We start from the raw sequence: 12,763 nt of genomic DNA on the forward strand, positions 1-12,763 counted from the left end.
GGCCCTTCAGCTCGGCTCCTCCGGCTCCGGCCCACGGGTGACGTCGAGGCCGGACCCGGCGCCGGGGGGCGGCCCGACCTTGACCGGAGCGCCGGTCCGCGCGGCCTCATAGATCGCCTCCATCAGCACCTGATCCTGCAGCCCCTCCTCTCCGGGGGTGCGGGGGCGCAGATCCTCCTGGATGCAGCGCGCGAAGTGGTCGAGTTCCAGGGCGAACTGGTTCTTGGGGCTCAGGACCTTCTCGTCCCGCGCGGCGTTCTTGCCGTCGCGGTGGCCGATGATGAGCCGCTGGCCCTGGTAGGCGAAGGCGTTCTGGAGGTCGATGGCGGCGGTTCCGGTGTGCAGGGTCAGGCTTCGCGCCTCGTAGACCCCGTAGCTCGACAGGCACTGCGCGATCACGCCGGACGGGAAGTGCAGGGTGAAGCTCGCCGTCTCCTCGACCTCGCGGTACTTGGGATCGTCCGGCGGCGAGTGGATCTGGGCCTGGATCAGGATCGGCTCCTCGCCGAGGACCGCGCGGGTGGTGTTCAGGCAGTAGAGCCCGATATCCGGCAGCGACCCGCCCCCTGCCAGCGCCTTCCGCAGGCGCCACTGCTCCGGCAGTCCCGTGGTCTGGCCGTTGAAGGCCTGGATCAGCCGGGGCCGGCCGAACTCGCCCGAACGGGCGAGCTTGATCACGGCCCGGTTGTGCGGCTCGTACTGGCACCGATAGGCGATCATCAGCTTGACGCCGGCCTTGGCGCAGGCCGCGATCATCTCGCGGCACTCGTCCGAGGAGACCGCCATCGGCTTCTCGCAGAGCACCTGCTTGCCCGCCGCCGCGGCCGCCACGACGTTGTCCCGGTGCACGCCGTTCGGCGTGACGATGTAGACCGCCTGGACGTTCGGATTGGCCTTCAGCCGATCCCACCCGTCGTAGCCGTACACGGCATCGTCCGGCAGCCCGTATTGCCGGGCCACGAGCTTCGCCTTGTCGGGGGAGCCCGACATCACCGCCGCCAGGCGGGCGCGCCTGGCCTCGCCGAAAGCCGGGAGAATCTCGTCGAGGCTCAGGCGACCCAGACCGACGACGCAGTAGCCGACCCGCTGGCCCGGCGGCTGAGGCGCCGGGCTCGGGGCGGGCGGCCTGTCGCCGGCACCGCGCCAGTTCGGGAACATCACCCGTCCGCCCTGCACGGCACCGGTATCGGCCGGAACCGAGGGGGCCGGTGGAGTGCCCGCCGGGGCGGCCTGGGCGCCGCCGCCCATCGCGGCGCCGGCCAGGGCGCCCCCGGCTGCGAGAAGATTGCGTCGTGAGAGCCGGGTGTCGTCTGCCATGGGCCTTGCCGTGTCGCCGGGACGGAATGGAGGCGCCTTGGGCGCCGCGTGGTGTGGAAGCCGCCGAGGGCGGAACCGCGCTCTCAGTGAACGCGACCCGGCGGCGTGCCGTTTCCGTCGAGAAGCGCGGCGCGCAGACGCGCCACCTCCGCCTCGCTGGCGGCGAGCCGGCGCGCGATCGCCGCCGGCTGCGTCGCGGCCCCCGTCTCGGCGAAACCGAGACCGACGCTCTCGCCCGCCCGCCAAGCTATGAAGGCCCGCCGGGTCTCGCCGCGGCAGGGGATGAACAGCTCGATGCAATCGGGCAGCGTGGCGTCGGCAGGGACCCGGATCCGTGCCCCGTCCAGGGACACGTCGCGGACCGTGCAGTCGAGATCCGGCAGAAAGGCCGCGACGCGGAGTCGGCCGCCCAGGCAGACGCGGCGTCGGGCAGTACGGCGTCGGTCGACCACGAACGCTTCATCCTGATGGGTGCGGATGTCGGGACAACCGCCATTGAGCCTGAAGCGGACCGGCCCGTCTCCTTTAACCGTCAGTTTACCTTAACGTTGGCCTCAGGCGGGCGGCGGCGGATCGGGCGCCTCGACCTCGCCGCGACGCTGCAGCTGTAGGGCGACGAACCAGCACAGGGATGCCCAGGCCGCGCCGATGCACCAGCCGGCCAGCACGTCGCTCGGCCAGTGCACGCCGAGATAGATCCGACTGATGCCCACCAGCAGCGTCACGCTGACTCCGAGGGCCAGGACCAGTGCCTTCGCGCGGCGGTTGCGCTCGACCCGGGCGATGAGGGTCGCCAGGGTCAGATAGGCGATGGCCGACATGGTGGCGTGGCCGCTCGGAAAACTCGCCGTGAACACCTCCATGCCGTGAGGGACGAGGTCCGGTCGCGGCCGGTGGTAGAGCATCTTCAGCAAGGTCGAGACCAGCTCGCCGCTGCCCACCGCGACCAGGACGTAGAGGCCGATGCGCCGCCGCCCGGACACGGCGAGATAGCCCGCCACCGCGCAGGTGAGGAACAGCACCGTGAAGACGCTGCCGAGCCCGGTGATGTCGCGCATCGTCTCCTCGAGCCAGGGCGGCCCGATCGGATCGGCGAGATCGGCGGGGTTGCGCAGGGCGAGCAGGATCCGGCGGTCGAGGGCCGCGGTGGAGCCCTCGCCGACCTCGTGGGCGAGGTAGAAGAACCCATAGCCGAGGGTGCTCAGGCAGAGCAGGGCGACGAGGGGACCGACTTCGTTCAGGCGCAACCGCAGCCACACCGCCAGGGCGGGCTCGATCAGGCGATTGTTGCGGATCTGGCTCGGGGCCTTCATGCGACGGGATCCGGGTCGGGGACGTGCGTCATCAGTCGTTCTCTCCGAAGGGCAGGCGGGCCACCGCATCCCAGGGACCGCCACGGTAGCGCCAGAGCAGCGTCGCCGGCGCGGCGAAGCGGAACGGCGCGAAACCGGCCGACAGGTCGGCGTGGAGCGCCCGGGCCTTGTCCGGAGCCACCTTGTTCTGGACCGTAACGTGGGGGCGCCAGCCCTGCCGATCCTGGGCGGTGAGATGAGGCGCGAAGCCCTGCGCAAGGCGGGCCCGGAAGTTCGACAGCGCATCGGATTCGAGCACGTAGGCGACGCCGCGGCCGGTGAAGCGCAGGCCCGTCACGGCGACCTCCGGCGTCGGAACGGTGCGGGCGAGGGCGGTGATGGCCTCGATCACGCCCCGCTCCCGGTCGCCCGGCAGGTGGTGGAACAGGGTCGCATGGGCGGGAATCCGATTCAGCGCTTCGGGGAAGTAGCGACGCCGCTCGCCGTCGAACCGGGCGAAGGTCGGCTCATCGAAGGCGAGCGTCAGGATCAGGGGGTCCGCGTCCATCATGCGGGCCAGATGGCGCCCGAAGCCGCTCAGGTCCAGTACAGAATCCGCGCCGTCGGCAGGTCTCGGGCGAGGCACGCGGTGAGGTGGCTGCGCATCGCCTGCATCAGGAGCTTCGGGAAGACATACTTCACGGAGCCGAACTTGGTGCGCTTCTCGACGCGCTCGGCCTCGTCGAGGGGCAGGTCCGAGCCGGGATACCAGCCGCGCAGCACCGCCTTCGAGCCGGGGGTGAAGCGATGGGTGATGAGTTCGGCGGTGAGGTCGAGATCCGGCACATCGGCGAGGGCGTCGGCGGCGGCGCGGATCAGCCCGGCATAGGCCGCCTCCCACTCCGGGACCGGCAGGATCGGCGCGACGGTCAGGCCGACCGGATAACCGGCCCGGGCCACCTCGGCCATGGCGGCGAGCCGGGCGGGGAGGGGATCGGTGCCGCCCTCGTAACGCGCGGCGGCCCGCGGGTTGACCGAGAAGCGGATCCGCGTGCGCCGGTTGTGCGGCAGGTCGAGGAGCGGTGCCACCGCGGCGAACTTGGTGGTGAAGCGCAACTGAACCGGCGCGTCCCAGGCGCCGAAATGCCGGATCGCCGCCGAGAGCGAGCCGGTCAGGTGCTCGACGCCGAGGGGATCGGTGTAGCAGGACGCCTCGAAGGTGGTTCCCTCGTGCGCCCGCTCCCGGGACGCCGAGGTCACTGCCCCGCGCCCGGCATAGGCCGTGAGGTTGCCGAGGATCGCCTCGAGATTGGCATAGGCGCGCGTCACCGGCGGCCCCGCGAGCGAGCCGGCGAGGTAGCAGTACTGGCAATGGGCGGGGCAGCCCTCGGCAAGGTCGAAGCGCCAGTCGGCCGAGGGCGGGATCGGCTGCAGCCGCAGCTTGGTCGGCGGGGCGCTCGTCAGGACGAGGGTCGCCTTCGCGGCCGCGTAGGCCCGGCGGGGATCCGCCTCGCGCGGGCTCGGCAGGCGGTTGGACGGCAGGCGCTCCACCGGCAGGCCCAGGGCCTCGGCGCGGGCCAGCATGGCCCGGCCATGGGGATGCTCCAGAGCGGACGGCATCACCAGCACCCGGCGCGGGCGCCACGGGCGCCCCGGGCGGACGGGCTCCGGGCCATCGGGGGTCTGAACGGCCGGGAGGGACGAAGGCGGCATGCCTGAGGAACGCCTCGTCCCGGCACCGGGTCCGGCCTAGTCGCCCGCTCACGGTGCGGCTAAAGCACCGTCATGTCTTCAGGCAGGGAGAGCGTCCATGTCGGCCGCGACGGCTGGTTATTTCTCACCGGAGGAACCAACCGGGTCATGGACCGGTATCGCGGCGGTCTGCGGCACTGGCTGCTGCTGCGCGGCTGGACGCGGCTGATCAAGGCCCGTGCGCGGCGGGCCGAGGACCTCGGCATTCGCTGCCTCCACGTGATCGTGCCGGAGAAGCTGTCGGTCTACGACGACAAGACCGACGGCCTGCGCTACGCGCCGGGCAAGGCTTCGACCCGGCGACTGGCCCGACGCCTCGCGCGACACCCGGCCTATCTCGACCTTCTCGCGCCGCTTCGCGCTGCCCGCAACGGAGCGACGCCACTCTACCTGCGCACCGACACCCACTGGACCGCGCAGGGGTGCCTGCTGGCCTATCGCGAGATCATGCGGGCACTCGGGGCGGTTCCGCCCGCCGATATCGGCGGGCGTCCCGGTACCGTCTCGGAACAGATCATGGATCTCGGCGAGAAGCTGCCCGAGCGGCCGCGCGAGCGGCTGGAGCGGTTCATGCTGCAGCGCGATGCGATTCGGGTGGAGACCGGGCCGCTACTGGCCGCCTACGAGGCGCAGGGACGCGACCGCGAGGTGCATGTCGGCGCGCATGTCGTCTATCGAAACCCGTCCCCGGGGGCCGATCCGCGACGGCTCGTCCTGTTCGGCGATTCCTGCGCCCATTTCGACCCGTTCCTGCTGACCGGGCTGCTCGCCGAGAGTTTCAGCGAGGTTCACTTCATCTGGTCTTCGAGCCTCGACTGGCCCTACATCGAGCGCGTGCGTCCGGACATCCTGCTGTTCGAGATCGCCGAGCGCTTCCTGGCCAAGCTGCCGAAGGACGATTTCGACGTGGCCGTCGCCGGTCAGCGCGGGACGGGCGGTCGCCTCGCGCGGCTCCGGAGCGACGGCCTGGGACGTGCCGTGGCGCCTCAGTAGATCGCCGGATCCAGGCGGGCGAAGTCGGTGACGCTGGCGGCCTGATACTTGGCGACGGATTCCGGCGCGCAGGCGATCCCGATCATCAGGACGAGGAGTGTCGCGAGGCACGCGAGCGTTGCCGTGACCACGTCGGCATGGCGCCGCAGAGCATGGATCACCAAGCATCCGAACGTGAACAGGGCCGCCTCGGCGACGGGCACCAGCGCGAACGACATCACTTCACCTCCATCGATCTCCCCACGCGATCGGGCCGCTGCGGCACGTGCGCGGCGACGGGTGGGAGCCCGAGAGATGGCTCAGTTTGCTGCACCGCAACAGAAGGATCGGCGCAGCCCTGCCTTGCGCAGAACTCGCGGGCCGGCGGGAACGGGCGCGCCGGTCGCGCGGTCGGCGCTCCTCGGATGCAGACCGGCATCCGTCTTCACAGACGCCGCGCGAGGCCCATCTGGGTCGGATCGCTTATGGGACCGGAGACGACGATGGGCCTCCTCGTGGACGGCATCTGGCGCGACCAGTGGTACGACACCGCCGCGACGGGCGGCCGCTTCGAGCGCAAGGCCTCCGCCTTCCGCAACTGGGTGACCGCCGACGGATCACCGGGCCCGTCCGGATCGGGCGGCTTCCGGGCCGAGCCGGGCCGCTACCATCTCTACGTCTCCCTGGCCTGTCCCTGGGCGCACCGCACGCTGATCGGGCGCGCGCTCAAAGGGCTGGAAGACGCGATCTCCGTCTCGGTGGTCGATCCGCATATGGGCGCCGAGGGCTGGGTGTTCGGTGACACGCCGGGCGCGACGCCGGACCTGATCCACGGCGCACGGCGCCTCTACGAGGTCTACCTGGCGGCCGACCCGTCCTACAGCGGCCGCGTCACCGTGCCGGTGCTGTGGGACCGGGAGCGCGGCACCATCGTGTCGAACGAATCCGCCGAGATCCTGCGGATGCTGAACGACGCCTTCGGGGGTACGGGTCCGGATCTTTACCCGGCAGACCTGCGTCCCGAGATCGACGCGGTGAACGCTCGGGTCTACGACCGGGTGAACAACGGTGTCTACAAGGCGGGCTTCGCCACCACCCAGGGCGCCTATGCTCAAGCCTTCGAGGCCCTGTTCGCCGAGCTCGATGCGCTCGAAGCGCGGCTCGACCGGAGCCGTTACCTCTGCGGCGACCGCGTGACCGAGGCGGATATCCGCCTGTTCACCACCCTGGTGCGGTTCGACGCGGTCTATGTCGGGCACTTCAAGTGCAACAGGCGCCGGATCGCCGACTATCCGAACCTGTCGAACTATCTCCGCGATCTCTATGCCATGCCCGGCATCGCGCCGACCGTCGATCTGACGCATATCAAGCGGCATTATTACGAGAGCCATCCGACCATCAATCCGACGGGGATCGTGCCCCTCGGACCGGAGCTGGATTTCGCCGCCCCGAACGACCGTGCCCTGCGGTTTGCGGCCTAGCCGGCTGCGGTGGGGGTTCGGCCCGTGGTGAGCCCGACGCCGGCCCCGTCCCGATGCCGCCCCCTCGACGGCGGGCGCCGTGCGCCTAGTTCGGCTCTCAACCGGAGGATGCCCGACCCGCCATGACCAATCGCCTGCGCCTCGCGCTGCTCTGCGCTCTCGTCAGTCTTCCCTCCGCGGCACGCGCCCAGGCCGCGTTGCGGCTGGACGGCACCTGCGAGAAGCTCGTGATCGGCACGCAGGATCTGAGCAGCTCCTGCAGCAACGTCCTGACGAACGCGGTGAGCCGCAATCGCACCAGCTTCGACTTCACCACCTCCGACGGTCAGGCGCTCAGCTTCAGCGGTAACGGCGCCCAGCAGGAAGCCACCGAGGAGACCGATCCGCTGCAGCCGATCAACGTGGTCACCACCGGAAAGGATGGCGCCCCGATCCTGGCGATCGGCGCCTGCCGCTTCTCCACACCGGAACCGGGCCGCACCGCGATCACCTGCGAGGCCAGTACGGCCGACGGACGCCCGTTTGCCGGAACGTTCGTGACTGCGGCCAAGGCGCCCGCCGGTGCGCCGGCCGCCGCACCGGCCCGCTGAGCGTCCCTGTCTTTGGGCTGGTCAGATCATGGCGGAAGCCCCATTTAGGGAACTCCACGAAAAAGGTTCCGAAGCCAGACCGATGCTCAACGACACCCTCGCCGGGGGCGGTGCCCCGGCCGGCGACACCGGCACCCTCATCAAGGACACGACCACTGCGAGCTTCCGGCAGGACGTGCTCGCCGAGTCGATGCACCGGCCTGTGCTGGTCGATTTCTGGGCGCCCTGGTGCGGACCCTGCAAGCAGCTCACGCCGGTGCTGGAGAAGGTGGTCCGGGAGGCTGCCGGCGCGGTCGCCCTGGTGAAGATGAACATCGACGAGCATCCCTCGATCGCGGGCCAGCTCGGCATCCAGTCGATTCCGGCGGTCATCGTCTTCCAGAAGGGCCAGCCGGTCGACGGCTTCATGGGCGCCGTCCCCGAGAGCCAGATCAAGGAGCTGATCGGGCGCGTGGCCGGTCCTCAGCAGGATCCGCTCGAGGCCGCGCTCGCGGACGCCGCCGCCCTAATCGAGGAGGGCGACCTCGCCGGTGCTGCGGAAATCTACGCGGCGGTCCTGGAGCAGCAGCCCGACAACGTCACGGCGCTGGCCGGCCTCGCCAAGATGCAGCTCGACGCGGGCGAGATCGAGAACGCCAAGCGGGTTCTGGCCATGGTGCCGGAGGCAAAGGCTGGCGATCCGGCGCTCGCCGGCATCCGCGCCGCCCTCGAACTCGCCGAGCAGGCCGCCTCGCTCGGCGATCTCGCGGGCGTGCAGCGGGAAGTGGAGGCCAACCCGGACGCCCATCAGGCGCGGTTCGACCTCGCGCTGGGCCTCGCCGCCCGTGGCGAACGCGGCCAGGCGGTCGACCACCTGATCGAACTGCGCCGGCGCGACAAGGACTGGAACGACGACGGGGCGCGCAAGCAGCTGCTGCAGTTCTTCGAGGCCTGGGGCGTGATGGATCCGGATACGATCCGCGGACGGCGCAAGCTCTCGGCGCTTTTGTTCTCGTGAGGTTCCGGCTCGCGCTTCGGACCACCAATCGGCCCCCCCGGGAGGCGCCATGAGCACCCATGCGAGCTACAAGGGCCCGGCGGATTGTCCCGCGGTCATCCCGGTCTTCCCCCTCTCCGGGGCGCTGCTGCTGCCCCGCGGGCAGATGCCGCTGAACATCTTCGAGCCGCGCTATCTCGCCATGGTCGACGATGCCATGCGCACGGACCGGATCATCGGCATGATCCAGCCGGATCCGGAAGGATCGGGCGGGGCCAATCCGAAACTCTACCGCGTCGGCTGCGCGGGGCGGGTGACCCAGTACGCGGAGACCGGCGACGGACGATACCTGATCTCGCTCACCGGCATCACGCGCTTCCGGGTCGAGAGTGAATTGGCCTCGATCGGCCCCTATCGCCGCTGCCACGTCTCCTATGACGACTTCGCTGTGGACTTCGAGCCCCGGGCGGGCGAGGAGCAGGTCGACCGCGCGGGCGTGCTCAAGGCGTTGCGCGACTTCGTAGAGTCGAACGACCTCAAGGTGGACTGGGCCGGAATCGACGAGGCGCCCGACGAGGCGCTGGTCAACGCCCTCTGCATGATGAGTCCGTTCGGTGTGCGCGAGAAACAGGCGATGCTCGAGGCCCCCGACCTGAAGACGCGGGCCGAGATCCTGATCGCGGTCACGCAGATGGAACTGGTTCGCGGCTCGGGCCCCGAGTCGACGATGCAATAGGCTGCACGAACGATGACCAACGACCTCACCGCCCCCGTCGAAGCGACCCGCGTGGACCCGAAGCTTTTGGAGATCCTGGTCTGCCCGCTGACCAAAGGGACACTGGAATACGATTCCGTCCGCCAGGAACTGATCAGCCGTTCCGCCAAGCTCGCTTATCCGATCCGCGACGGGATCCCGATCATGCTGCCGGAAGAAGCCCGGCCGCTGACGGACTGATCGCCCGGGCCGTTCGTTTGCGCGCGGGGCAGCCCGCGTCGCTTCGCATCCCGAGCGCCCCGTGCTTACGGGACCCGCCCCCTCCGGTCGGGCTTGGCGCGCCCCGTGCCGGCCGCCCCCTGCCAAACCTCAGGATGTCGGCGAGATTTGGCATCAGGTCTTCCGATCGGAGAGCAGATTCGACCCTATCGAGCTTGACTATTACTCCGCCCTTCGCCGACCCTGATCTATCTTGAGCTAACGCGTGGCGGCCATACTCTTGCCGCTTCGATCGTTCAGCGTCGAGTCATCCCCGATCGATGATTCTGACCGTGCATCCCGCCTCAGGCGGCATCCACTTCGCTGAGAGATCGCCCCGCATGATCAAGCTGACCGCCGTCGCGGCCCTCGCCGCCGGCCTGTTCCTTCCCCTTTGCGCGCCCGCCAGCGCGGAGCCCGGCACGCATAACGGACGGTGGTCGGTGGAACTGGTCACGGAAACCGGTCTGTGCAGCGCCCGCTACACCTACGCGCTCGCCATCCGCGAGGGTCACGTGCAGCTGATCTCCGGCGCCGCCGGCGCGCAGGTGAACGGGCATGTCGGGGCCGATGGCAGCGTCGGGCTCACTGTCAACAACGGCACCGCGAGCGGCACGGGAACGGGGCGGCTCCGGGCCGGGAGCGGCGCGGGGACCTGGAAGGTCTCGTCCCTCTGCTCTGGTCACTGGACCGCGCGGCGCAGCGATACCCGCACCGCGCAGGCCGACTGAGACCGCTCAGACGGCGGCTGCGAGCCAGGTGCGCGCCTCGTCGATGCGGGCCCGCTCGAACACCTTGATCTGGGTCGGCGAGACGAAATTGAAGGTTTCGGCCAGCGCCTTGAGCCAGGGTGCGTCCGTCACCAGGGCGACGTGGCTGACGCTCTTCATCATCGAGAAGCCGAAGCGCGGATCCTTGAAGAAGGCGGCCGGCTCCATGCCCTCGAAGGCGCGGATGTCCTCGAGCAGCTTGATCTTGCCGCCCTTGTCGAGGTCGGCCTTCATCGCCGTCATCATGGCGTTCATCTCTTCGTCGGTGATCTTCCCGTCGACCACGATCTCGGCGACGTTGGAATCCGGCGTCTTGGTATAAGTCAGCACTGATCGCTCCTCCGGGAACCGCATGCGTCCCGGCCAATCTCCGGCCGGGATCCGCCGCCCGTCGCCCGAGTGTCCTACAAAAAGCTCTGCGGGTCGACATCGATGGCGACCCGGACGTTGCCGCGCACCTTCGGACCCCGGGCGATCCAGGCGCGCAGGTAGGCCTGCAGATCGACGTTGCGCTCGGTCTTCACGAGCAGGCGGAAGCGGTATCGGCCGCGCACCAGGGCCAGCGGCGCCTCGGCGGGACCCAGCACCATCACGCCCTCCGGCGGCTCGGCCGCGCGGGCCAGCGCCTGGCCGTGGGCCTCCGCCACCTCGCGCTCGGTCGCCGAGACGATCAGCGCGGCGAGCCGCCCGAACGGCGGAAGGCCCGCCGCCTCGCGGGCCTGGATCTCCTCCGCGTAGAAGCGCTCGGCATCCCCCGACAGGAGGGCCGCGATCACGGGATGGTCCGGCTGGTAGGTCTGGACGAGGGCGCGGCCGGGCTTCTCACCGCGGCCGGCACGGCCGGTGACCTGCTGCAGCAGCTGGAACGTCCGTTCCGCGGCCCGCGGATCGCCCGAGGTCAGGCCGATATCGGCGTCGAGCACGCCGACCAGGGTCAGGAACGGGAAATTGTGGCCCTTCGCCACGAGTTGCGTCCCGATCACAATATCGCATTCGCCGGCTGCCACGGCATCGAGTTCCTGCCGCAGGCGCTCCGCGCCGCCGGGGAAGTCGCTCGACAGGACGACGACGCGCCGGTCCGGAAACAAGGCCGTGGCCTCCTCGGCGATCCGTTCGACGCCGGGGCCGCAGGCGGTGAGATTGTCGAATGTGCCGCACTCGGTGCAGGCCTCCGGCCGGCGCTCGGCATAGCCGCATTGATGGCAGACCAGCGCCCGGCGGAACCGATGCTCCACCAGCCAGGTCGAGCAGTTCTTGCACTGGTAGCGGTGGCCGCAGGCCCGGCAGAGGGTCAGGGGCGCGTAGCCCCGGCGGTTGAGGAACAGCAGCGCCTGCTCGCCGCGCTCCAGGGTGCTCTTCACGGCGTTGACCAGCGGCGGGCTCAGGAAGCGGCCGCGCTCGGGCTGGTCGAGGCGCATGTCGATCGCCGCGATGTCGGGCAGGCGCCGCCCGCCGAAGCGCTCGGGGAGCAGGATGTGCCGGTAGCGCCCCCTTGCGGCGTTGACGCGGGTCTCGATGGCGGGCGTCGCCGAGGTCAGCACCACCGGGCAGGACTCGAGACGCCCGCGCACCACCGCCATGTCGCGGGCATGGTAATGGACGCCGTCCTCCTGCTTGTAGGCGGTCTCGTGCTCCTCATCGACCACGATTAGCCCCAGCCGCGCGAAGGGCAGGAACAGGGCCGAGCGCGCGCCGACCACCACCAGCGCCTCGCCCTCGGCCACCGCGGCCCGCAGGCGCTCGCGACGCCTGCCGCCGATTCCGGAATGCCACGCCGCCGGCCGAACCCCGAACCGGGCGGCGAAGCGGTCCAGGAACTGGGCCGTCAGCGCGATTTCCGGCATCAGGATCAGCGCTTGGCGGCCCGCCCGGATGCAGGCGGCCACGGCCTCGAAATAGACCTCGGTCTTGCCCGAGCCGGTGACCCCCTCCAGCAGGACGGGCCTGAGATCGGCCGGATCCTCCGCCGGCGGCCGGTCCCACGGAAAGGGCGCGACCAGAGCCGCCACGGCCTCGGCCTGGGCGGGCGAGAGCGGCGAGCGCGGGAAGTCCGGATCGGGCCGCGGCGCGACCGGCTCGGGCGCGACCGCCACGGTCTCCAGGGCACCGTCGTCGATGAGCCCGTCGACCACCGAGAGCGAGACCCCGGCCTCCTTGGCCAGGGCGCTCTTGCCCCGCAGACCGCCGTCGGCGGCCGCGGCGAGGACCTTGGTGCGGGCCGGGGTCGGCCGGGCCGGGGGCTTGTCGGTGATGCGCACGGCGACCCGGGCGGTCTCGCCGGCCGCCGCCTCGTCGGGCAGGCGCAACACCATGGCCAGCGCCGAGCCTTTCGGCGCCAGCGTGTAGCGGGCGATCCAGTCGACGAGGCTGCGCAGCGGATCCGACAGGGGCGGGAAGGGCAGGCGGTCGGTCACAGGCCGCAGGTTCGAGCCGCCGGGGCTCTCGGCCACGCCCCAGACGACCCCGACGATCTCGCGCGGTCCGAGAGGCACCTGCACCACGTCGCCGGCGGCGAGGTCGAGCCCGGCCGGCGCCACGTAGCTGTAGGGTGTATCGAGGGCCAGCGGGATCAGGATCTCGGCGACGACGGGCATGCTGGGCTTTTCGGGCGGGTCCGTTCCGGGTCCGTACCACAGGCCC

Annotated in this window: 15 protein-coding genes; 7 read left to right on the forward strand and 8 right to left on the reverse strand. The window is 70.6% G+C overall.

Features of this window, described 5'->3' with window-relative positions; translation table 11 throughout:
* Positions 1 to 6: 6 nt before the first annotated feature.
* The 5 genes from ABIC70_RS16925 to ABIC70_RS16945 all read right to left on the reverse strand — a co-directional run bounded on the left by ABIC70_RS16925 (position 7) and on the right by ABIC70_RS16945 (position 4,322).
* Positions 7 to 1,317, reverse strand: a complete 1,311-nt coding sequence (locus tag ABIC70_RS16925; protein WP_354440242.1) for a Gfo/Idh/MocA family protein — start codon at positions 1,315 to 1,317, stop codon at positions 7 to 9.
* An 83-nt stretch (positions 1,318 to 1,400) separates the two neighbouring features.
* Positions 1,401 to 1,769 (reverse strand): PilZ domain-containing protein, encoded by a 369-nt coding sequence (locus ABIC70_RS16930; RefSeq protein WP_043388725.1) that lies wholly within the window; start codon positions 1,767 to 1,769, stop codon positions 1,401 to 1,403.
* Positions 1,770 to 1,871: 102 nt separating this feature from the next.
* Positions 1,872 to 2,630, reverse strand: a complete 759-nt coding sequence (locus tag ABIC70_RS16935) for a phosphatase PAP2 family protein (protein ID WP_354440244.1) — start codon at positions 2,628 to 2,630, stop codon at positions 1,872 to 1,874.
* 31 nt (positions 2,631 to 2,661) lie between these two features.
* Entirely contained in the window at positions 2,662 to 3,180 is a 519-nt protein-coding gene (locus ABIC70_RS16940) for a 2'-5' RNA ligase family protein (RefSeq protein ID WP_043388727.1), read from the reverse strand.
* Between the two features lie 26 nt (positions 3,181 to 3,206).
* Positions 3,207 to 4,322 carry an SPL family radical SAM protein gene (locus ABIC70_RS16945; RefSeq protein ID WP_043755948.1) on the reverse strand — a complete coding sequence of 372 codons (1,116 nt, stop codon included), beginning with the start codon at positions 4,320 to 4,322 and terminating at the stop codon, positions 3,207 to 3,209.
* A gap of 72 nt (positions 4,323 to 4,394) precedes the next feature.
* On the opposite strand from ABIC70_RS16945, the gene ABIC70_RS16950 reads away from it, so the two are divergent.
* Positions 4,395 to 5,354, forward strand: coding sequence for an alginate O-acetyltransferase AlgX-related protein (locus ABIC70_RS16950; protein WP_354440247.1), 960 nt, complete (start codon positions 4,395 to 4,397; stop codon positions 5,352 to 5,354).
* On the opposite strand, the gene ABIC70_RS16955 is transcribed toward ABIC70_RS16950, so the two are convergent.
* Positions 5,348 to 5,572, reverse strand: coding sequence for a hypothetical protein (locus ABIC70_RS16955; protein ID WP_043352033.1), 225 nt, complete (start codon positions 5,570 to 5,572; stop codon positions 5,348 to 5,350). The genes ABIC70_RS16950 and ABIC70_RS16955 overlap by 7 nt on opposite strands.
* Before the next feature lie 264 nt (positions 5,573 to 5,836).
* Here ABIC70_RS16955 and ABIC70_RS16960 point away from each other — a divergent pair, with 264 nt between their 5' ends.
* The 6 genes from ABIC70_RS16960 (at position 5,837) to ABIC70_RS16985 (ending at position 10,084) form a co-directional block, all read left to right on the forward strand.
* Positions 5,837 to 6,814, forward strand: coding sequence for a glutathione S-transferase family protein (locus tag ABIC70_RS16960; protein ID WP_354440249.1), 978 nt, complete (start codon positions 5,837 to 5,839; stop codon positions 6,812 to 6,814).
* A 122-nt stretch (positions 6,815 to 6,936) separates the two neighbouring features.
* Positions 6,937 to 7,404: a hypothetical protein gene (locus tag ABIC70_RS16965; RefSeq protein ID WP_043352034.1), complete on the forward strand. Its 468-nt coding sequence runs from the start codon at positions 6,937 to 6,939 to the stop codon at positions 7,402 to 7,404.
* An 82-nt stretch (positions 7,405 to 7,486) separates the two neighbouring features.
* Positions 7,487 to 8,401, forward strand: coding sequence for a thioredoxin (gene trxA / locus ABIC70_RS16970; RefSeq protein ID WP_043388738.1), 915 nt, complete (start codon positions 7,487 to 7,489; stop codon positions 8,399 to 8,401).
* A gap of 49 nt (positions 8,402 to 8,450) precedes the next feature.
* A complete protein-coding gene (locus tag ABIC70_RS16975) occupies positions 8,451 to 9,116 on the forward strand; it encodes an LON peptidase substrate-binding domain-containing protein (protein ID WP_043352038.1) in 666 nt (221 codons plus the stop codon).
* A gap of 12 nt (positions 9,117 to 9,128) precedes the next feature.
* Complete coding sequence (locus ABIC70_RS16980; protein ID WP_043352039.1) at positions 9,129 to 9,335, forward strand: Trm112 family protein; 207 nt, start codon at positions 9,129 to 9,131, stop codon at positions 9,333 to 9,335.
* A 359-nt stretch (positions 9,336 to 9,694) separates the two neighbouring features.
* Positions 9,695 to 10,084 carry a hypothetical protein gene (locus tag ABIC70_RS16985; protein WP_043352078.1) on the forward strand — a complete coding sequence of 130 codons (390 nt, stop codon included), beginning with the start codon at positions 9,695 to 9,697 and terminating at the stop codon, positions 10,082 to 10,084.
* A gap of 6 nt (positions 10,085 to 10,090) precedes the next feature.
* Here ABIC70_RS16985 and ABIC70_RS16990 read toward each other — a convergent pair whose 3' ends face one another.
* Positions 10,091 to 10,453 (reverse strand): SpoIIAA family protein, encoded by a 363-nt coding sequence (locus ABIC70_RS16990; protein WP_043352080.1) that lies wholly within the window; start codon positions 10,451 to 10,453, stop codon positions 10,091 to 10,093.
* 74 nt (positions 10,454 to 10,527) lie between these two features.
* The gene (locus ABIC70_RS16995; protein ID WP_043352040.1) at positions 10,528 to 12,717 is read right to left on the reverse strand and encodes a primosomal protein N'; all 2,190 of its coding nucleotides are present in this window, start codon (positions 12,715 to 12,717) and stop codon (positions 10,528 to 10,530) included.
* Positions 12,718 to 12,763: the final 46 nt, after the last annotated feature.

The organism is Methylobacterium sp. 1973 (assembly GCF_040545035.1).
Lineage (GTDB): Bacteria > Pseudomonadota > Alphaproteobacteria > Rhizobiales > Beijerinckiaceae > Methylobacterium > Methylobacterium fujisawaense.